The 20,170-nt window shown below is 60.6% G+C and carries 20 protein-coding genes and 1 pseudogene; 9 read left to right on the top strand and 12 right to left on the bottom strand.

Translation table 11 applies throughout. The features are described 5' to 3' along the window. Complete coding sequence (locus ABLU73_RS08045; RefSeq protein ID WP_002890106.1) at nucleotides 1-810, bottom strand: ABC transporter substrate-binding protein; 810 nt, start codon at nucleotides 808-810, stop codon at nucleotides 1-3. Between the two features lie 334 nt (nucleotides 811-1,144). Between ABLU73_RS08045 and ABLU73_RS08040 the strand changes: the two genes are divergently transcribed. Continuing rightward, nucleotides 1,145-1,315: a hypothetical protein gene (locus ABLU73_RS08040; protein ID WP_002890108.1), complete on the top strand. Its 171-nt coding sequence runs from the start codon at nucleotides 1,145-1,147 to the stop codon at nucleotides 1,313-1,315. A 116-nt stretch (nucleotides 1,316-1,431) separates the two neighbouring features. Here ABLU73_RS08040 and ABLU73_RS08035 read toward each other — a convergent pair whose 3' ends face one another. From ABLU73_RS08035 to ABLU73_RS08015, 5 genes are read right to left on the bottom strand one after another with little or no spacing between them, the layout of a single operon-like run. Further along, entirely contained in the window at nucleotides 1,432-2,127 is a 696-nt protein-coding gene (locus ABLU73_RS08035) for an ABC transporter ATP-binding protein (protein ID WP_004204908.1), read from the bottom strand. Then, nucleotides 2,120-2,902 (bottom strand): ABC transporter ATP-binding protein, encoded by a 783-nt coding sequence (locus ABLU73_RS08030; RefSeq protein WP_017900983.1) that lies wholly within the window; start codon nucleotides 2,900-2,902, stop codon nucleotides 2,120-2,122. The genes ABLU73_RS08035 and ABLU73_RS08030 overlap by 8 nt, the downstream gene beginning before the upstream one ends. After that, nucleotides 2,889-3,938, bottom strand: a complete 1,050-nt coding sequence (locus ABLU73_RS08025; RefSeq protein WP_002890127.1) for a branched-chain amino acid ABC transporter permease — start codon at nucleotides 3,936-3,938, stop codon at nucleotides 2,889-2,891. Before ABLU73_RS08025 ends, ABLU73_RS08030 begins: the two co-directional genes overlap by 14 nt. Beyond that, a complete protein-coding gene (locus ABLU73_RS08020) occupies nucleotides 3,938-4,837 on the bottom strand; it encodes a branched-chain amino acid ABC transporter permease (RefSeq protein WP_002890128.1) in 900 nt (299 codons plus the stop codon). Before ABLU73_RS08020 ends, ABLU73_RS08025 begins: the two co-directional genes overlap by 1 nt. Before the next feature lie 19 nt (nucleotides 4,838-4,856). Further along, the gene (locus ABLU73_RS08015; RefSeq protein WP_004147267.1) at nucleotides 4,857-5,963 is read right to left on the bottom strand and encodes an ABC transporter substrate-binding protein; all 1,107 of its coding nucleotides are present in this window, start codon (nucleotides 5,961-5,963) and stop codon (nucleotides 4,857-4,859) included. Here ABLU73_RS08015 and ABLU73_RS08010 point away from each other — a divergent pair. Then, nucleotides 5,956-6,060: pseudogene (locus tag ABLU73_RS08010) on the top strand (hypothetical protein); the annotation flags it as partial. The gene ABLU73_RS08015 and the pseudogene ABLU73_RS08010 sit on opposite strands and share 8 nt — an antisense overlap. Nucleotides 6,061-6,525: 465 nt before the next feature. Here the strand turns inward: ABLU73_RS08010 and eutC are convergent. Genes eutC through eat form a run of 3 tightly spaced genes read right to left on the bottom strand, consistent with a single transcriptional unit; the run spans nucleotide 6,526 to nucleotide 10,076 of the window. After that, a complete protein-coding gene (gene eutC, locus ABLU73_RS08005; protein WP_004204903.1) occupies nucleotides 6,526-7,302 on the bottom strand; it encodes an ethanolamine ammonia-lyase subunit EutC in 777 nt (258 codons plus the stop codon). Beyond that, entirely contained in the window at nucleotides 7,299-8,687 is a 1,389-nt protein-coding gene (locus ABLU73_RS08000) for an ethanolamine ammonia-lyase subunit EutB (RefSeq protein ID WP_004204902.1), read from the bottom strand. Before ABLU73_RS08000 ends, eutC begins: the two co-directional genes overlap by 4 nt. A gap of 9 nt (nucleotides 8,688-8,696) precedes the next feature. Continuing rightward, on the bottom strand, nucleotides 8,697-10,076 hold the full coding sequence (eat, locus tag ABLU73_RS07995) for an ethanolamine permease (protein WP_064177997.1): 1,380 nt from the start codon (nucleotides 10,074-10,076) through the stop codon (nucleotides 8,697-8,699). A 62-nt stretch (nucleotides 10,077-10,138) separates the two neighbouring features. Here eat and ABLU73_RS07990 point away from each other — a divergent pair, with 62 nt between their 5' ends. From ABLU73_RS07990 to tauD, 7 genes are all read left to right on the top strand, one after another. Beyond that, entirely contained in the window at nucleotides 10,139-10,267 is a 129-nt protein-coding gene (locus ABLU73_RS07990; protein ID WP_161992934.1) for a hypothetical protein, read from the top strand. A gap of 82 nt (nucleotides 10,268-10,349) precedes the next feature. Further along, the gene (gene mmuP, locus ABLU73_RS07985; protein ID WP_004204899.1) at nucleotides 10,350-11,759 is read left to right on the top strand and encodes an S-methylmethionine permease; all 1,410 of its coding nucleotides are present in this window, start codon (nucleotides 10,350-10,352) and stop codon (nucleotides 11,757-11,759) included. Then, nucleotides 11,746-12,678: a homocysteine S-methyltransferase gene (mmuM, locus tag ABLU73_RS07980; RefSeq protein WP_186921153.1), complete on the top strand. Its 933-nt coding sequence runs from the start codon at nucleotides 11,746-11,748 to the stop codon at nucleotides 12,676-12,678. Before mmuP ends, mmuM begins: the two co-directional genes overlap by 14 nt. Nucleotides 12,679-12,918: 240 nt before the next feature. Continuing rightward, nucleotides 12,919-13,881, top strand: a complete 963-nt coding sequence (tauA, locus tag ABLU73_RS07975) for a taurine ABC transporter substrate-binding protein (RefSeq protein ID WP_348850119.1) — start codon at nucleotides 12,919-12,921, stop codon at nucleotides 13,879-13,881. A gap of 11 nt (nucleotides 13,882-13,892) precedes the next feature. Beyond that, the gene (gene tauB, locus ABLU73_RS07970; RefSeq protein WP_004178719.1) at nucleotides 13,893-14,660 is read left to right on the top strand and encodes a taurine ABC transporter ATP-binding subunit; all 768 of its coding nucleotides are present in this window, start codon (nucleotides 13,893-13,895) and stop codon (nucleotides 14,658-14,660) included. Continuing rightward, nucleotides 14,657-15,484 (top strand): taurine ABC transporter permease TauC, encoded by an 828-nt coding sequence (gene tauC / locus ABLU73_RS07965; protein WP_264923839.1) that lies wholly within the window; start codon nucleotides 14,657-14,659, stop codon nucleotides 15,482-15,484. The genes tauB and tauC overlap by 4 nt, the downstream gene beginning before the upstream one ends. Further along, nucleotides 15,481-16,332, top strand: a complete 852-nt coding sequence (gene tauD, locus ABLU73_RS07960; RefSeq protein WP_264923841.1) for a taurine dioxygenase — start codon at nucleotides 15,481-15,483, stop codon at nucleotides 16,330-16,332. Before tauC ends, tauD begins: the two co-directional genes overlap by 4 nt. 174 nt (nucleotides 16,333-16,506) lie before the next feature. Here the strand turns inward: tauD and ABLU73_RS07955 are convergent, their stop codons facing one another. The 3 genes from ABLU73_RS07955 to hemB form a co-directional block, all read right to left on the bottom strand. Beyond that, nucleotides 16,507-18,225 carry a GNAT family N-acyltransferase gene (locus tag ABLU73_RS07955; protein ID WP_004204890.1) on the bottom strand — a complete coding sequence of 573 codons (1,719 nt, stop codon included), beginning with the start codon at nucleotides 18,223-18,225 and terminating at the stop codon, nucleotides 16,507-16,509. Nucleotides 18,226-18,403: 178 nt separating this feature from the next. Continuing rightward, nucleotides 18,404-18,895, bottom strand: a complete 492-nt coding sequence (locus ABLU73_RS07950) for a transposase (protein ID WP_074384370.1) — start codon at nucleotides 18,893-18,895, stop codon at nucleotides 18,404-18,406. 256 nt (nucleotides 18,896-19,151) lie between these two features. Beyond that, nucleotides 19,152-20,126 (bottom strand): porphobilinogen synthase, encoded by a 975-nt coding sequence (gene hemB / locus ABLU73_RS07945; protein ID WP_004204887.1) that lies wholly within the window; start codon nucleotides 20,124-20,126, stop codon nucleotides 19,152-19,154. Between the last annotated feature and the right edge of the window lie 44 nt (nucleotides 20,127-20,170).

Here is a 20,170-nt window from a genome sequence, read left to right as displayed (position 1 = left end):
TTATTTCGCTTCTATGGTAAAGGCGCGCGGCTGCGGCGTTTTAGTGGCAGGGCCAAACCAGACATCGTAAATTTTCGCGGCTTCGCCGGTTTTCTCCAGCTTCACCAGCTCATCGTTGACGGCCTTCAGCAGGGCCGGTTCGCCTTTCTTCACGCCCACGCCAATCTCTTCTTTGCTGAGCAGATCGGGCAGAATTTTAAACTTGGCTTTATCCGGCGCTTCCGCCAACAGACCGGCAAGGATAGTGCTGTCCTGGGTGATGGCCTGGACGTTGCCGTTGCGCAGGGCGGTCAGGGCCAGCGGAATATCGTCATAGGAGAGGACGCGAGCCTGCGGGAAACGCTGGTGCAGGGCCTGTTCGCCGGTGGTGCCTTTCACCGCGCCGATGCGCGCTTTGCTGTATTCATCAAGCTTATCCGGAGAACCGGCCGGCACGAGGAACTGCTGGCCGGTGACGAAATACGGCGTTGAGAAATCAATAACCTGGGCCCGCTCCGGGGTGATGGTAATGTCGGCGACGATCAGGTCGGCTTTGCCGGACTGCAGCAGCGGAATACGGTTGGCCGGGTTAGTGGCCACCAGCTCGAGTTTGACGCCGAGCGCTTTCGCCAGCGCCTGGGCAAAGTCGACGTCGTAGCCGACGATATGGTGGGTTTTGGCGTCTACGGAGCCGAACGGCGGGTTGGCGTCAAAGGTGGCGACTTTCACGACGCCAGCGGCTTTGATGTCAGCCAGCTGGTCGGCCTGCGCCTGCGAGGCGAGCAGCAGCATACCCAGCGCCAGTGCGATTTTTGTGGTTTTGTTGCGCATAGTTTTTCCCCTGAATCCCTGTTTTGTTTTGTGGACATCACGCTCCCATAAATTGCCCATCGGCGGCAAAGAAGAAAAAATTCTTATCTATAACCAAAAAGAACTTAACAAACCTGTGGGTATTCTTTATGCGCCGCTGGCGTTTTCCCGGTGCGACAACGACCGCCGAACGGTTCCCTCTCCCTCAGGGAGAGGGTTAGGGTGAGGGGAAAAGGACCGGGAGTAATATGCGCCAGCCAGGATTGCAAATTCGGAATTAATATTTCCCGCGCCCGGCCAACTGTGGTTGAAATAGACCCAGGCGATACGCTTCCCGACAGAGGAGAAAACGAAAGTGGCATTGTGGCAACGGTTAACGGGCTGGCTGGCTTTTTTGTCCAACGGTGAAGCCGGACAGCAAGATACCCAACGCGTCATGGAGGCGATCCTGCCGGTGGCCAGCCTTTACGGCGTGGACATTGGCAACGTGGAAACCCGGTGGTTCCGTCATGATAAGACATACTGAGCGACGCAGGACGCGAGAAGCCTACTGGAACGAGGTGTGCTTTGTGTAGCAAGAGACTGCCTGAGGTTGCGGCCTCGCAGGAGGCGCCGCCGCAGCCCAGGCAGTTTTGACCATGCCTATCCCCCCAGATACATCCGCTTAATTTCCGGATTAGTCAGCATCTCCCGCGCCGCGCCTGACAAGGTGATCCGGCCATTCTCCAGGACATACGCCCGATCGGCGATCGCCAGCGCGGCCGTCGCATTCTGCTCCACCAGCAGCACCGTCATATTCTCTTCGCGCAGTTGCTTAATGATGCCGAACAGCTCGCCGACAATTTTCGGCGCCAGTCCGAGGCTCGGTTCATCCAGCATCAATAACACCGGCTCGCTCATCAGCGCCCGGGCGATGGCTAGCATCTGCTGCTCGCCGCCGCTCATGGTGCCAGCCATCTGATGGCGCCGCTCCTTGAGCCGTGGAAAGAGGGCGTACATGCGATCGCGCAGGCGGGTGTAGCCGGCGAGATTATTGTAAGCGCCCATGCGCAGGTTCTCTTCGATGGTCAGGTTGGTAAAGACCCGGCGTCCCTCCGGCACCAGCGCAAGCCCGCGGCGCACGATCTGGTGGGTCTGGCTGCGCGAGATATCGTCGTTAAGGAAGCTGACGCGCCCGCTGGAGCGCACCAGGTTGACGATCCCATTGAGGGTGGAGGTTTTACCGGCGCCATTGCTACCGATCAGGGTGACGATCTCCCGGTCATAGACGTCGATATCGACGCCCTTCAGCCCCTGGATCACGCCGTAAAAAACCTTCAGTTCCCGGGCGTTAAGCATAATTGGCTTCTCCCAGATAAGCGGAAATGACGTCCGGATGCTGGATCGCCTCGGCCATCAGGCCGCTGAACAATGGCTTACCATACTCCAGGACCATCACCCGTTCGCACAGGCGGTTGACGAAGGGCATATCGTGCTCGATTAACAGGACGCTGAGCTGATAGTCATGGCGCATGCGGAAGATCAGCTCCGCCAGATCCTCGGTCTCCTTTGGGTTCATCCCGGCAGCCGGCTCATCGAGCAGCAGCAGCTTCGGCGCGGTGGCCAGCGCGCGGGCGATCTCCACTTTGCGCTGGTTGCCATAGCTCAGGTTCGTGGCCTGCATATGGGCGAAGTGGGCGATGCCGATATCCTCCAGAATGGCCATCGCTTTGGCCTTCGCCGCCCGCTCGGCCGGAAAGTAGCGGCCAATGTGCAGGGCCGCCTCCAGCAACGAATAGCGGCTGGCCCGGTCGAGCCCGACCATCACATTCTCCAGCACCGTCATAGAGTTAAACAGCCGGATATTCTGGAAGGTGCGAGCGATCCCGGCGTTCACCACCTGGTTGGGCTTCAGCCCCTTCAGCGAGGCGCCCGCGAGGGTGACGCTGCCGCTGGTGGGCTTATAGTTGGCGGTGATGACGTTAAACAGGGTGGTCTTACCCGCGCCGTTCGGGCCGATAAGGCCAAAGATCTCCGCCTCGTCAACATGGAAGCTGACGTTGTCGATGGCCCGCAGGCCGCCAAACTGCATGGTGACGTCCTGCACCTGCAGGATGATTTTATTTTCCGCCATAGCCGCCGCTCCTTCTTCCGGTCTGCCAAATCTCTTTTTTCCCCAGCAGCCCTTCGCGGGCGAAGAGCATGATAATCAGCAGCAGCAGGGAGAAGACCACCATTCTCAGGCCCGGATAGGCGCCGAGATCGTGACCGAAGAACTGCAGCGGCTGGTCGAGGAAGCGCAGCCATTCGCCGCTGCCGACCACCAGTACGGTGCCGAGCAGGGCGCCGGTGGTGCTGCCGAGTCCGCCGAGGACGATAATAATCAGCAGCTGGAAGGTGAGCATAAAGTCGAACAGCCCCGGGGAAATGGTGGTCAGCAGGGAAGCCAGCAGACCGCCGCCGATCCCTTCGAAGAAGGCGCTGGTGGCGAAGGCGCAGGTTTTAATGCGGAAGGTGTTGACCCCCATGGCGATCGCCGCATCTTCATCGTCGCGAATAGCTTTCATCATCCGGCCATACTTCGACCACACCAGCTGGAGGATCATGCCGGTGGCCAGCAGGGCGAACAGCCCGCACCAGAACAGGAGATGCGGCTGCTGCGGAATATCGTTCAGCCCGATGGCGCCGTTGGTGATTTGCGGGTTGTTAATGGCGAGGATCTTGATGATAAACCCGAAGCCGAGGGTGACGATGGCCAGGTAGTCGCCCCGCACCCGGAAGACCGGCACGGCGAGGCACACCGCCAGTGCCGCCGCGCACAGGCCGCTTATCAGCAGGGCGGGGAGGAAACCCGCGTGCAGGCTGAGGATCCACGGGCTGGGGGCGGCCATTTCAAACATGTCTACCTTGCTGTCGCTGGAGAGGATCAGCAGGGCGGTGACGTAGGCGCCCACCGCCACGAAGCCGTTCGGCTCCAGCGACAGCTGGCCGGTCACGCCGTTGATCAGGTTGTAGCTGACCGCGAGGATCATAAAGATAAAAATGGTGCTGATGACGCGAACAATGTAGTCATTGAAAACCACGTTGATTCCGGCCAGCAGCGCGATACAGATGACAATAATGGCCAGGTTGCGCAGCTGCGCCCCGGCGGTCGTCGTCGCGTTGAGCATCAGAAACGGCTCCTTTCCAGACGTTCGTCGCCCATAATGCCGACCGGGCGGAACAAGAGGACCAGAATCAAGAACAGGAAGGCGAAAGCATCTTTATAGCCGCCCAGTTCGGGGAAGATCGCCACCGCGACCACTTCGGTAAAACCGAGGATAAAGCCGCCCAGCACCGCGCCGGTGACGCTGCCGATCCCGCCCAGCACGGCGGCGGCAAAGGCCTTCAGGCCGATAAGCACGCCCATCAGGGGATCGATCGTCGGGTAGCTGATGGAGTAGAACACGCCGCCGAGCGCCGCGAGGCTACTGCCGAGGGCGAAGACCAGGGAGATGATCCGGTTGGCGTCAATACCCATCAGGCGCACGGTGTTGACGTCAAAGGCCACCGCGCGGATCGCCATCCCATAGCGGGTGCGGTACAGCAGCCAGAGGATCGCCAGCAGCAGCAGGACGGTGATCAGCGGCACAATCCACGCCACGTTGGTAATGATGACGCTGCCAAAGGCCCGGGTCTGGTTGAAAAAGTCCGGGGCGGAGAAGAAGCGCGAGCTGCCGCCGAACAGCACGTTAAACAGGTTTTCGAGGAAGAAGCTGACGCCGATGGCGGTGATCAGCATGGAGATTTTCGAGGCCTGACGCAGCGGACGATAGGCAACCCGGTCAATCAGCATACCAAACAGGCCGCACAGCCCGAGGGTCAGGAAAACGGCTACCCCGAAGGGTAGCCCAACCGAAGAAAATAAAAACAGCGTACTAAACGCGCCGACCATCATCACGTCCGCATGGGCGAAGTTGATCAGCCGCAGCACGCCATAAACCATCGTATAACCGATGGCAATCAGGGCGTACATGCCCCCAAGACTCATTCCATTGACCACTTGCTGGAGAAAAATGGCGCCGTCCATTTTGTAGCCTCGTCACAACTTAAGGGTTAACCACGGTACGAAACGCCAGCTTGCCATCTTTCACTTCGTTGATGACCGCGCTGCGAATGGCATCGCCGTTCTGTAAGGTCAGCGTGCCGGTCACGCCCTGGAAATCTTTGGTGGCGCGGATTTTTTCATTTACGCAGACCCGATCGTGGGGATCGCTGCACTGGTTCATGGCGTTGACGATGACGTTATAGGCATCCGCCGCCATTGCGCCCCAGGTATGGGTCGGCTGCTGGTATTTGGCTTCCCAGGCTTTGATGAAGGTTTCCCCCGCCGGGGTCTGCTCTTTGGCGTTCGGCGAGTAATAATCGGTGGTCATATAGCCGTTGACCGCGTCTTTACCGACATCGAAGAAGACCTGATCCGCGGCCAGACCATCGCCGCCCACCACCGGTTTGTTGAGCCCCAGCTGTTTAGACTGCACGGCAATCAGCGCCCCTTCGGTGTAGTAGATCGGCATATAAATCATGTCGACATTCTTCGCCTTGACGCTCGCCAGCTGGGCTTTAAAGTCCTTGCTGCCGCCCGGGGCCTGGACCTCGATGGGAATGGTGCCGCCGTTTTTCAGGAACTGGGTGCGGAACGCTTTCGCCAGGCCGACGGAGTAATCGTTGCTGCTGTCAAACACGATGGCGGCGGTTTTGGCTTTCAGATCGCGGGAGGCCAGATTGGCCCCGACCACCCCCTGGAAGCTGTCCGAGAAGCAGACCCGGCTGACGTAGGGATGGTTGCGGGTGACCCGGTCGTTGGTGGCGGTGGAGGAGACCAGCGGCGTTTTGCTGTCGTCGGCGATTTTGGTCATCGCCAGGGTGTTGGAGGAGGTGACTTCCCCGATCACGGCATCCACTTTATCGCTGGAGACCAGCCGCTGCATGGCGTTGGCCGCTTCGACTTTATCGCTTTTATCATCGATAACGATAAGCTTGATGGTATCGCCATTTTTTAACGTCGGGGTGATGGCCTGAATAATGTCCAGACCTTTCTGCGACGGCTGGCCATAGCCGCTGAGGGCGCCGCTCAGGGGTAATACCACCCCGATTTTAATTTCCGCTGCCTGCGCGCTGCTGGCGCCGACCAGCGCGGCAACCAGCGTGGCCATTAAAGACGCTTTCCCGGAAAACGATTTCATGGGTATTTCTCCGTCGGTCGATTATTTATCTTTAACCATCAATGACTGCATAACATTGAGGAATAATTAGCCAGCGTGTCCGGCGAATTATTGGCTGTTATGTTGAATAGATAACGAGATATATACCCTAAATAATTCGAGTCGCATGAAGGCGGCAAGTGAGCGAGTCCCCAGGCGCTTACAGAAGTAAGTGACTGGCAGCCAACGCACATGCAACTTGAAGTATGACGGGTATTTTTAATGCGCTGAATTACCTTACAACGTCCGTTTCGTTTTTACTCATGCAATATTCTTATTACCTGCAGGCAAGGGCATAAGGCTGGCGACCACACGGTTTTTGATACGGTGAACGCATTTTGCCGGGTGGCGACAGGCGCCTTACCCGGCCTGAAAACACGCAATATACCGGTTAAACGGTTTTCGTCGGCCCGCGCAAGCGAAGCGCCGCCGGGAAATTTCAGCGTGCACCCGAATATAATATTCAGGTGCGCCCGGTAATATTAACAATCTATTCTTCGGCTCACGTGACTTATTATTTTAAAGGGGGCAACGGTTTTATTTTCCCATGCAGCGCCGGATTATCGCTTTCATCTTTCAGGCGCACGCCGGTAAGCCGTCGTAAAAAAGCCTGCTCCAGCAGCCAGGCCAGTTTAAAGGCGGCGGCGTCATGGCTCAGTCCTTCCGGGCGAATATTGGAGATACAGTTGCGCTCCGACTCCAGCCGCTGCCGATGCGGCTGCCAGGTGAGGTAGACGCCGAGGCTGTCCGGCGAGGAGAGACCCGGTCGTTCGCCAATCAGGATCGCCACCGCGCGGGCTTTCAGGGTTTCGCCAATATCATCCCCCAGCGCCACCCGTGACTGATGGGCCAGCACCACCGGCGCCAGGCCGATACCCAGCGTCTGCAGGTAGGGCAGCAGGGCGCGGATCAACGGCACCGCCTGGCGCTCTACCGCCCATGAAGAGAGGCCGTCGCCGATCACCAGCAGCAGGTCGGCGGGGCGGACGCCGCTGGCGGCGAGGTCGGCGCGGCTTTCGTCGGCAAGCTGCCTTCCGAGATCCGGACGCCGCAGATAGGTGTGACGGTCCGGCGCGGCGCTGTGCACCGTCAGAGCGTCGAGGCCGAGCGCCGCCAGCGGCGCCACCAGCTGCTGGCTGGCGAACGGCTGATGAATAGCATCCCGCGCTCTGGCGTGGGCCAGACCAAAGTTGAGGACTTCGCGGGTCGGCAGGCTGGCGCCGCTGCGCCCCAGGGCAATCCGCGCATCGGTAAATTCACGCAGCGGGTTCCAGGCGTCGGGACGGTTCATACGGAGGCTCCTTGCGGCAGGACGGACAACAGTGGATGACGGGCGTCGGTGAGCCGCAGCGCGCCGTGCGGATCGATAATCTGCATCTTCGCCAGCCAGTCGGCGAACTCCGGGGCATGCTTTAAGCCCAGCAGACGACGGGCGTACAGCGCGTCATGGAACGAGGTGCTCTGGTAATTGAGCATGATATCGTCCGCTCCGGGCACGCCGATCAGGAAGGTGAGCCCGGCGGCGCACAGCAGGGTCAGCAGGGTGTCCATATCATCCTGATCCGCTTCCGCGTGGTTGGTATAGCAGACGTCGCAGCCGATCGGCAGGCCCATCAGCTTGCCGCAGAAGTGATCTTCCAGCCCGGCGCGAATAATCTGCTTGCCGTCGTAGAGATACTCCGGACCGATAAAGCCGACCACCGTATTGACCAGCAGCGGTTCAAAGTGGCGGGCGACGGCGTAGGCCCGCGCCTCGCAGGTCTGTTGGTCGACGCCGTGGTGGGCGTTGGCCGACAGGCAGCTCCCCTGCCCGGTCTCAAAATACATCACATTGTTGCCGAGGGTACCGCGACCGAGGCTGAGGGCCGCTTCGCGGGCCTCCTGCAGCATGGCAAGATTGATGCCGAAGCCGCTGTTGGCCGCTTCGGTTCCCGCCACCGACTGAAACACCAGATCCACCGGCGCGCCGCGCTCAATCAGCTGCAGCGTATTGGTGACGTGGGTCAAAATGCAGGACTGGGTGGGAATGGCGAAGCGCTGGATAATATCGTCCAGCATCACGTTCAACTGCGCCAGCACCGGTAAGCTGTCGCTGGCCGGGTTGATGCCGATCACCGCGTCCCCGGCGCCGTACAGCAGCCCGTCGAGCATACTGGCGGCAATGCCTTTCAGGTCATCGGTGGGATGGTTGGGCTGCAGGCGCACGCTGAGGTGGCCGGGCAGGCCGATGGTGTTGCGAAAGCGCGTCACCACCTGACATTTGCTGGCGGCGAGGATCAGATCCTGATTACGCATCAGCTTGCTTACCGCCGCCGCCATCTCCGGGGTGATAGCGCGGGCGACCCGCTGCAGCGTGGCGGTATCGGTGGCATCGTCCAGCAGCCAGTCGCGGAAATCGCCGACCGTCAGGTGACGCAGGGCGGCAAAGCCCTGCGCATCGTGGGTGTCGATGATCAGGCGGGTCACTTCGTCCTGCTCGTAAGGGATAAGCGGATTGTCGAGGATGTCGGTCAGCGGCACCTCGGCGAGGGTCATTTTCGCCGCCATCCGCTCTTCGGCTGAGTGGGCGATAACCCCCGCCAGGGCGTCGCCGGAGCGGGCCGGCGACGCTTTCGCCATCAGCGTTTTCAGACTATCAAAGCGCCATACCTGGCCCGATAGCGTGGTTTTATACATGCCGCCTCCTCAGGAGACCGTTCGCAGTTGAGGATCCACTGGCGCCCGTTCACGGGCCGCTGCGGTTTTGCGGAACCACAGGTAGCCGCCGAGCATCATCGCCGCGAAAATCAGCGCCAGCAGCAGGTTATACCAAACCATCGCCACCAGGCAGAGCACCGCCATGCCGAGGGCAAAGGCCGGCGCCAGCGGGTAGAGCGGCGCGCGGAACGGACGGATCAGCTTCGGCTCGCTACGGCGCAGTTTGAACAGCGCCGCCATGGAAGTGATATACATAACAATAGCCCCAAATACCGACATGGTGACGATGCAGGCGGTTAGCGGCATGCCGCTGATGGTGATCAGCGAGTCGGAAAAAATCGCGGCGATGCCCACCACGCCGCCGGCGAGGATCGCCAGATGCGGAGTGCGGGTGCGGCGATTGAGGGTGGCCAGACCGGCGGGCAGATAGCCGGCGCGGGCGAGGGAGTAGATCTGCCGCGAGTAGCCCATAATGATGCCGTGGAAGGAGGCGACGAGGCCAAACAGCCCCAGCCACACCAGCATATGCAGCCAGCCGCTGCCATTGCCCACGACCGTCTTCATCGCCTGGGGCAGCGGATCGTTAATATTGGACAGCGCGCGCCAGTCGCCGACGCCGCCGGCGAAGACCATCACCCCAATCGCCAGCACCGTCAGCGTCAGAATGCCGCCGCCCAGGGCGCGGGGAATGGTGCGCTGCGGATCTTTGGCCTCTTCGGCGGCCATGGAAGCCCCCTCAATGGCGAGGAAGAACCAGATAGCGAACGGAATGGCGGCGAACATCCCCGGCAGCGCCAGGCCGCTAAAGCTTTCCGCGCCCGCCCAGCCGTTAGTGGTGAAATGGCTCCAGGAGAAGCCGGGGGCGACTACGCCCATAAACACCAGCAGCTCGAAGATGGCCAGCAGGGTGACGATCAGCTCGAAGGTGGCGGCGATGCCGACGCCGAGGATATTGAGCGCCATAAAGATCACGTAGGCGCCGCAGGCGACCCATTTCGGATCCAGCGCCGGAAACTGCACGTTGAGGTAGGCGCCGATGGCCATGGCGATGGCCGGCGGGGCGAAGACGAATTCAATCAGAGTGGCAAAACCGGCGATAAAGCCCCCGGTGGGCCCGAAGGCGCGGTAGGCATAGGCGAAAGGGCCGCCAGCGTGCGGGATGGCGGTGGTCAGCTCGGTAAAGCTGAAAATAAAGGCGCAGTACATGGCGGCGACCGCGAGGGCGACGACCATAAACCCCATCGTGCCCGCCTGCGACCAGCCGTAGCTCCAGCCGAAGTACTCCCCGGATATCACCAGTCCGACGGCGATCCCCCATAAACGAAAACTGCCGAGCGTTCTTTTTAAGGTGGTGGTGTGCTCTGTCATACGTGTTGCCTCGCCAGATAGAAAGGTTCTGAACGACAGGCTGCAAAGAGAGTGCCAGAACGTTGTCCGTCGCGATGAGGCGCCAGTTCGGGGAGCGCCCGTCGGCGCTGCGCAAAAATGGGGCAGGCTGCACGTTGTCGGCGCGCGACCTGGTGCAGCGGCTTTGCTTTTTCAGCGGCGGCACGGTATAACACTTCTTCTTTTGGATGTTTAGATGTCTATACGTTTATACGCATCATGTCCCGGGCAAGCGGGCTGGCGTGAGAAAATAAAATGCAAAGCACAACACAACAACAAGGTGGGCAACTGAAGCGCACCATGAAAACGCGTCATCTGATCATGCTGTCGCTCGGCGGCGTGATTGGCACCGGCCTGTTCTTTAATACCGGCTATATCATCTCCACCACCGGCGCGGCCGGGACGCTGCTGGCGTATCTGATTGGCGCCCTGGTGGTCTGGCTGGTGATGCAGTGCCTCGGCGAACTGTCGGTAGCGATGCCGGAGACCGGCGCTTTCCACGTTTACGCGGCGCGTTACCTTGGCCCGGCGACGGGCTATACCGTGGCGTGGCTCTACTGGCTGACGTGGACGGTGGCGCTGGGTTCGAGCTTTACCGCCGCCGGCTTCTGTATGCAGTACTGGTTCCCGCAGGTGCCGGTCTGGATCTGGTGCGTGGTGTTCTGCGCGGTGATCTTCGGCCTTAACATCATTTCGACCCGCTTCTTCGCCGAAGGCGAGTTCTGGTTCTCGCTGGTGAAAGTGATCACCATCATCGCGTTTATTATTCTCGGCGGCGCGGCCATTTTCGGCATCATTCCGATGCAGGATGGCTCCCCGGCGCCGGGCCTGCGCAATATCACCGCCGAAGGCTGGTTCCCGCACGGCGGCCTGCCGATCCTGATGACCATGGTGGCGGTGAACTTCGCCTTCTCCGGGACGGAGCTTATCGGCATTGCCGCCGGGGAGACGGAAAACCCGCATAAGGTTATTCCGGTCGCCATCCGCACCACCATCGCCCGGCTGATTATTTTCTTTATCGGCACCGTATTTGTGCTGGCGGCGCTGATCCCGATGCAGCAGGCGGGGGTGGAGAAAAGCCCCTTCGTGCTGGTGTTTGAAAAGGTGGGTATCCCTTACGCGGCGGATATTTTCAACTTCGTGATCCTGACGGCGATCCTCTCGGCGGCCAACTCCGGCCTGTACGCTTCCGGGCGGATGCTCTGGTCGCTGTCGAACGAGAAGACGCTGCCGGCCTGCTTTGCCAAAGTCAATAAACGGGGCGTGCCGGTGACCGCGCTGTCGGTGAGTATGCTGGGCGGCGTGCTGGCGCTGTTCTCCAGCGTGGTGGCGCCCGACACGGTGTTTGTGGCGCTGTCGGCGATCTCCGGTTTTGCGGTGGTGGCGGTGTGGTTGAGCATCTGCGCCTCGCACTTTATGTTCCGCCGCCGCCATCTGCAGCAGGGTAAGGCGCTGAGCGACCTGCAATATCGCGCCCCCTGGTATCCAGTGGTGCCGATTCTGGGCTTTGTGCTGTGCCTTGTGGCCTGCGTGGGCCTTGCTTTTGACCCGAGCCAGAGAATTGCGCTGTGGTGCGGGATTCCCTTTGTGGCCCTGTGCTATGGTGCCTGGTATCTTACTCGTTCACGGAAAATGACTCAGGAGCCCCAACATGTCGCAGACTAATCCGTTTACCGCCCTGCTTGCCGCCCAGCCTTTCGTGCTGCTGGACGGCGCTATGGCCACCGAGCTGGAGGCCCGCGGCTGCGATCTGGCCGACAGCCTGTGGTCGGCGAAAGTGCTGCTGGAGAACCCGCAGCTGATCCGCGATGTGCATCTCGACTACTTTCGCGCCGGGGCGCAGGTGGCGATCACCGCCAGCTATCAGGCCACCCCGGCGGGTTTTGCCGCACGCGGGCTGGATGACGCGCAGTCCCGGGCGCTGATCGGCAAAAGCGTCGAGCTGGCGCGCAAAGCGCGCGAGGCGTACCTCGCCGAGAACCCGCAGGCCGGCACGCTGCTGGTCGCCGGTTCGGTGGGGCCGTATGGCGCGTTTCTTGCCGACGGCTCGGAGTATCGCGGCGATTATCAGCGCAGCGCGGCAGAGTTCCAGGCCTTCCACCGCCCGCGCATCGAAGCGCTGCTGGATGCGGGCGCCGACCTGCTGGCCTGTGAAACCCTGCCGTCATTCGCCGAGATCCAGGCCCTGGCGGCCCTGCTGCAGGAGTATCCCCGCGCTCGCGCCTGGTACTCCTTCACGCTGCGCGACGCCGAACATCTCAGCGACGGCACGCCGCTACGCGAGGTGATGGCCGCCCTGGCGGATAACCCGCAGGTGGTTGCGGTGGGGATTAACTGTATCGCGCTGGAAAATACGCCCGCGGCGCTGGCGCATTTGCACAGCCTGACGGCGCTGCCGCTGGTGGTCTATCCTAACTCCGGCGAGCATTATGATGCGGTGAGCAAGACCTGGCACCATCATGGCGAAGCCTGCGCCAGCCTGGCGGATTATCTGCCGCAGTGGCTGGCGGCCGGGGCGAAGCTGATCGGCGGCTGCTGCCGCACCACGCCGAAGGATATTGCTGAGCTTAACGTGAAGCGCTGAGTTTTTTGCCGGGTGGCGCTGCGCTTACCCGGCCTACACCTTGCGCGATCCGTAGGGCGGGCAAGGCGCAGCCGCCACCCGGCGCCAACCATCTGCCACCAACCTACCGCTCAAAATCAACTATCCTTTCCCGCTTTTGTTCTAAAAACGATTCGCTATTAGCCAGAATTTTTAATTACTTCATCTCCATCCTGATGCCGGAAATACTGCACCTATAACAACTCAGGGGAAGCAGACATTATGGCATTCACATCGCGAATTACTCTTCTGGCGGCGCTGGCCGTCGCCGCCTTCCAGGCGCAGGCGGTCAACGTGACCGTGGCGTATCAAACCTCCGCTGAGCCGGCGAAAGTCGCCCAGGCGGACAACACCTTCGCCAAAACCAGCGGGGCGACCGTCGACTGGCGGAAATTTGACAGCGGCGCCAGCGTGGTGCGCGCTTTGGCCTCCGGCGATGTGCAGATCGGCAATATCGGCTCCAGCCCGCTGGCGGTGGCCGCCAGCCAGCAGGTGCCGATTGAAGTGTTCATGCTTGCCTCAAAGCTCGGCAACTCCGAAGCGCTGGTGGTGAAGAAAAGCATCACCAAACCGGAAGATCTGATCGGCAAGCGCATCGCCGTGCCGTTTATCTCCACCACCCACTATAGCCTGCTGTCGGCGCTCAAACACTGGGGCATCAAGCCGGGCCAGGTGCAGATTATTAACCTGCAGCCGCCGGCGATTATCGCCGCCTGGCAGCGCGGGGATATCGATGGCGCTTACGTCTGGGCGCCAGCGGTTAATGAACTGGAAAAAGAGGGCAAGGTGCTGACCGATTCCGCGCAGGTTGGGGAGTGGGGCGCGCCGACCCTCGACGTCTGGGTGGTCCGTAAGGACTTCGCCGAGCAGCATCCGGAGATTGTCAAAGCGTTCGCTAAAAGCGCCATCGACGCCCAGCAGCCCTACATCGCCAACCCGGAGGCATGGCTGAAACAGCCGGACAACATCAGCAAGCTGGCGCGCCTGAGCGGAGTGCCGGAAGCCGATGTCCCGGGGCTGGTGAAGGGCAATACCTATCTCACCGCCGCTGAGCAGGCGCAGGCGCTGAACGGGCCGGTCAATCAGGCCATCGTGGATACCGCGCGCTTCCTGAAAGAGCAGGGCAAAGTGCCTGCGGCGGGAACCGATTATCGTCAGTACGTGACTGACCGCTTTGTGAAGTAAAGGAGGCGCCGATGCTGCAAATCTCGCATCTTTCCGCCGACTACGGCGGTAAACCGGCGCTGGCGGATATCAACCTGACGCTGGAGAGTGGGGAGCTGTTGGTGGTGCTGGGGCCCTCGGGCTGCGGTAAAACTACCCTGCTGAACCTGATTGCCGGATTCGTGCCCTATCAGCACGGCAGCATCACTCTCGAAGGTCAGCGGGTGACCGGGCCGGGCGCAGAGCGCGGCGTGGTCTTCCAGAATGAAGGTCTGCTGCCGTGGCGCAATGTGCAGGATAACGTGGCGCTGGGTCTGCAGCTGGCGGGCGTGGATAAAGCGCAGCGCCGGCAAGCGGCGGCGCAGATGCTGAAGAAGGTGGGTCTCGAAGGGGCGGAAAAACGCTTTATCTGGCAGCTGTCCGGCGGTCAACGCCAGCGGGTGGGCATCGCCCGGGCGCTGGCGGCGAATCCGCAGCTGTTGCTGCTGGATGAGCCCTTCGGCGCGCTTGACGCCTTTACCCGCGAGCAGATGCAGACATTGCTGCTGAAACTGTGGCATGAGACCGGCAAACAGGTGCTGCTGATCACTCATGACATTGAAGAGGCCATCTTTATGGCCACCGAGCTGGTGCTGCTGTCGCCGGGGCCGGGACGGGTGGTGGAGCGGCTGCCGCTTGATTTCAGCCGTCGCTTTGTCGCGGGCGAATCCTGCCGCAGTATCAAATCCGACCCGCGCTTTATTGAACAGCGGGAATACATTCTGAGCCGGGTGTTTGACCAACGGGAGGCTTTCTCATGAGCGTGGTACTGAACGACAAACCGCGTCAGTCGACGCTGAAATGGCGCTGGCCGCTCTCCCGTCAGCTTACCCTCAGCGTGGCGACCCTGGCGGTGCTGCTGGCCGTCTGGTGGGCGGTCGCGGCGCTGCAGCTGATTAGCCCGCTGTTTCTGCCGCCGCCGGGACAGGTGTTGCAGAAGCTTATCACCATCGCCGGGCCGCAGGGCTTTATGGATGCGACGCTCTGGCAGCACCTGGCGGCGAGCCTGACGCGGATCGTTATCGCGCTGCTGGCGGCGGTGCTGATCGGCGTACCGGTGGGGATCGCCATGGGGCTCAACTCAACGGTGCGCGGGATCCTCGATCCGCTGATCGAGCTTTATCGTCCGGTGCCGCCGCTGGCCTACTTACCGCTGATGGTGATCTGGTTTGGCATTGGTGAAACGTCAAAGATCCTGCTGATCTACCTGGCGATTTTTGCCCCGGTAGCGATGTCGGCGCTGGCGGGGGTGAAAAGCGCGCAGCAGGTGCGGATTCGCGCCGCCCGTTCGCTGGGCGCCAGCCCGGCGCAGGTGCTGTGGCTGGTGATCCTGCCCGGCGCGCTGCCGGAGATCCTCACCGGGCTGCGCATTGGTCTCGGGGTGGGCTGGTCAACGCTGGTGGCCGCTGAGCTGATCGCCGCCACCCGTGGGTTAGGGTTTATGGTGCAGTCCGCCGGCGAGTTTCTCGCCACCGATGTGGTGCTGGCGGGGATCGCAGTCATTGCCATTATCGCCTTTTTACTGGAACTGGGGCTGCGCGCGCTGCAGCGCCGCCTGACGCCCTGGCATGGAGAAGTACAATGAGTGAACGTCTGAGCATTACCCCGCTGGGGCCGTATATTGGCGCGCTGGTGACCGGGGCGGATTTAACCCGTCCGCTGAGCGACAACCAGTTTGAGCAGCTGTATCACGCGGTGCTGCGTCATCAGGTGGTATTCCTGCGCGAACAGAATATCAACCCGGCGCAACAGCGCGACCTGGCGCTGCGGTTTGGCGACCTGCATATTCATCCGGTCTACCCTCACGCCCCTGGCGTGGAAGAGATTATCGTCCTCGATACCCACAACGATAATCCGCCGGATAATGACAACTGGCATACCGATGTCACCTTTATCGACACGCCGCCCGCCGGCGCCATTCTGGCGGCGAAAGAGCTGCCGGCGACCGGCGGGGATACTCTGTGGACCAGCGGCATTGCCGCCTGGGAAGCGCTGTCAGAACCCTTCCGGCAGCTGCTGAACGGCCTGCATGCGGAACACGATTTCCGTAAATCGTTCCAGGAGTATAAGTACAACAAGACCGAAGCCGAGCATCGGCGCTGGCAGGAGGCAGTGGCGAAGCATCCGCCCCTGCTACACCCGGTGGTGCGTACCCACCCGGTGACCGGCAAGCAGGCGCTGTTCGTTAATGAAGGCTTTACCACGCGGATTGTCGACGTGACCGAGAAAGAGAGCGCGGCGCTGCTGAGCTTCCTGTTTGCCCATATCACCAAACCGGAGTTTCAGGTGCGCTGGCGCTGGCAGCCGAACGATGTCGCTATCTGGGATAACCGGGTAACCCAGCATTACGCCAACGCCGACTATCTGCCGCAGCGGCGCATTATGCACCGGGCGACGATCCTCGGCGATAAGCCGTATTTCCGGGCGGGGTAAGGCTTGTAGCCGGTTAAGGCATCAGCCGCGAGCCGCGGAGAAAGGCGGATACTGCATTGCCCGCTGCTTACCGGAGGCGGCGCCTGACGCGCCTTTTCCGGGCTACCGAACCGTCGGAAACGGTGAACCATAGCCCGGCTAAGGCGCAACGCGCCGCAAGCCGGGAAAAAGCTTTTATGCCGATTTTTGCGCACCCAGATGCGCGCCAATATAGCGCTGATAGCGGTTCGCTTTCAGATAGGTCAAATCCACCAGCACCAGACCATCCACGCAGTTATTGAAATCCGGATCGCTGCCGAAATCGATAAACTGCACGCCGCCCGGCTCGCACACTTCCGAGTACTGCTTATACAGCGGCGGGATCGCGCAGCCGAGGTTGCCGAGCAGGGACTTCAGCCGGGCCAGGTCGTCGTTGTAATCCTCCCCGCCAAACTGCGCCAGCACATCGGGCAGCGACGCCGGATAAGGGCGACGGGACTCCGCCAGCGGGTGCGTGGCCGGGAACCACAGCCGGTAGAACGCCACCAGCAGATCGCGAGCGGCGGGCGGCAGCCCACCAGAAATCGATACCGGGCCAAACAGATAGCGATAGTGCGGGTAGCGCGCCAGATAAGCGCCGATGCCGGACCACAGGTAGTCCAGCCCGCGTCGACCCCAGTAGCGCGGTTGGATAAAGCTGCGCCCCAGCTCAATGCCGTGCTGCAGGATGTCGTCCATTCGCCCGTCGTAGTGGAACAGACTGGAGCTGTAGATCCCCTCCAGGCCGCGCTTTGCCAGCTGGATGGCCGTCGGCATAAAGCGGTAAGCGCCGACGATCTCGAGGTCTTCTTCATCCCACAGGATCAGATGCAAATAGTCGTCATCATACCCGTCGATATCCCGCCGTTTGCCGCTGCCTTCGCCAACCGCGCGGAAGGCGATTTCCCGCAGGCGTCCCAGCTCGCGCAGCAGCGGCGCCTCCTCCTGACCGTTGCGCTGCCAGAGGTAAATCACTTTGCCATCGGCGGTGCGGCCCAGGCATTCGGCCTTGTGCAGTTCGCGTTTGAGCCGCGCCCGATCTTCCGGGCGGGCGATGGCGCTTTCAGTTTTGAACTGCCCAGGCAGCCCTTTGCGCAGCTGTTCAAGGTGCTGATAGCAGCGGCCGGTAAGTTCGCGAGCGCTGGACTGGGCATCGAACCAGCTCGACCAGGGGATCTGCTGGCCGATGCGCACCGGCAGGCTGCTGTTGCGCCGGCGAAACATCTGCTGCATCAGCAGGAGCAGCGGCAGGTTGTCGGAGACCAGGGTGCTGGCGTAAAACAGGGCGCTGTTGTGGGCATGAATCCACGCCGGCAGCAGCGGGGCGCGATATTTCGCCGCCAGCTTAATAAAGCCCGAGTGCCATTTTTTATCGCGAATGCCGCGACGGGTAAGGCGAGAGACTTCCCCCGCCGGGAAGAAAATCAGTACCCCACCGGCCTGTAGCTGCTGGTCCATCTGCTGCAGCGCCGTTTTAGCGGTGCGGCCATGAATATTATCCACCGGGATAAACAGCGAGCTCAGGGGCTCAAGGTGGGTGAGCATGCGGTTGGTGACCACTTTGACGTCGCGTCGCACGCGGGATACCGCATACAGGAGCGCCAGGCCGTCGAGGGTGCCGGTGGGGTGGTTGGCGATAATGACCAGCGGGCCATATTCGGGGATTTGTTCGAGATCGTGCGCCGGGATGGCGCAGCGGATATTGAGGTATTCCAGCACCTGTTCGACCGTATCAAGCCCCTTCAGGTGGCGGTGACGGTCGGCAAATTGTTGAAACTCTTCCTCATAAAATAGCTTTTTTAACAGTTTCTTTTGCCAGGGGGCGGGCCTCGCCTGAGGCCACAGGTCATCGAGTACGTTGTCGAGACTAAACATAGTGGCTCCTCCTCCGTCCTGCCCAGACAGTAGAAGGTAGAGATGTCGTTCAGATTACAGTTGGGTGAAGATTCGGTCGCAGCAAGCGAGGTTTCCCGGATAGCGGCTAACGCCTCATCCGGGCTACGGTTGGCGCCGATTTGTAGCCCCGGTAAGCGTCAGCGCCACCGGGGAGAGGCTATCGGCGTTCACCGCAGCTAAGATCAAAGCTATCGCCAGCCCAATTTGGGGGATATAGCCCGCGCTGGACATCGCGATGAAAGGTTGAAAATGGCCAATCGATCACTCGGGTGACCCAGCCATGCTTAAGTGGATTGATATGGATGTAATCAACGTGTCGGCGGTAATCATCTTCATCGCGTATGGCATGCTCCCAAAAGCGAGGTTGCCAGAGGGGGTGTCGTTTTAACGTTCTGGTAAAACAGCCTTTGATATCTCTCCAGCGTGAAGAAAAATCGTCATCATTATGAGGTAGTGTCCAGATGCAATGCAGATGTTCAGGCAACACCACCCAGGCATCAATAATAAAGGCGCGATGTTGTTTAACTACGGCGACAGAGTAGCGCAATAATTCTATGTTTTCAGTTAGGTGCATGCTTCTACGGTCTTTAAGGTTAACGGTGAAGAACCAGGTTCCCCCTTTAATGTAATAACGTCGATAAGCCACCACAGGATCTCCTGGAATTCGGTATTTATGATGTGGTTTAACACGTTAGAAGGCGAAATCCGGTACGCCAAGAAGAACGCGCAGAAGATGGAAAGCGGCGTGCAAAATTTTAGCTACAGATATTGTTTAGCGCCTGTCCCCGGATAGCGGCGCAAGCGCCTTATCCGGGCTACGGTGTGGTGGTCGCGATAAATACAGCGCACCGGAGATGAGGTTTGGTAGCCCCGGTAAGCGTCAGCGCCACCGGGGAGAGGGAGGCTTAACGGAGGATGTTTTTCTCGGCCAGGTCGAGGGCGAAATAGCTGAAGATCAGATCGGCGCCCGCGCGTTTGATAGCGCCGAGGCTTTCCAGAACCACTTTCTCTTCATCGATAGCGCCCGCCTGGGCGGCGAATTTGATCATCGCGTACTCCCCGCTGACCTGGTACGCGCCGAGCGGCAGATCGCTGCGCTCGCGGATATCGCGCAGAATATCCAGGTAGGCGCCCGCCGGTTTCACCATCAGGCAGTCGGCGCCCTGGGCTTCATCGAGCAGCGACTCGCGAATGGCTTCCCGGCGGTTCATCGGGCTCATCTGATAGGTTTTACGATCGCCCTTCAGCGCGGTACCGGCCGCTTCGCGGAACGGGCCGTAGAAGGAAGAGGCGAACTTGGTCGAATAGGACATGATCGCCGTATTGGTGAAGCCGGCGGCGTCCAGCGAGCGGCGAATCGCCTGCACCTGACCATCCATCGCGGCGGAAGGGGCGATGAAATCCGCGCCGGCGGCGGCAGCGACAACGGCCTGTTTGCCGAGGTTTTCCAGGGTCGCGTCGTTATCCACCCCGTGGTCGCACAGCACGCCACAGTGGCCGTGGGAGGTGTATTCGCAGAAGCAGGTATCGGACATGACGATCATCTCCGGCACCGTGGACTTACAGATCCGCGACATACGCGCCACCAGACCATTTTCATTCCAGGTATCGCTGCCGGTGGCATCGGTGTGATGAGAAATACCAAAGGTCATCACCGAGCGAATGCCGGCATTGGCGATGCGTTCGATCTCGCGCGCCAGATATTTTTCCGGAATGCGCATCACCCCGGGCATCGCCTCGATCGCTTTGTAATCATCAATTTCTTCTTCAACAAAGATCGGCAACACCAGGTCGTTCAAACTCAGTGTTGTCTCTTCAAACAGGGCGCGCAGCGCAGCGGATTGACGCAGGCGGCGGGGGCGAGTGATTAAATCTGTCATGGTTTGCCTGATTTTGTGAAATGAAAGAGGGTAGTGTAACTGAA

The organism is Klebsiella sp. GG_Kp175 (genome assembly GCF_040062325.1).
GTDB classification, from domain to species: domain Bacteria; phylum Pseudomonadota; class Gammaproteobacteria; order Enterobacterales; family Enterobacteriaceae; genus Klebsiella; species Klebsiella quasipneumoniae.
The sequence above is the reverse complement of the archived record's forward strand: the minus strand, read 5'-3'. Positions and strand labels throughout refer to the sequence as shown.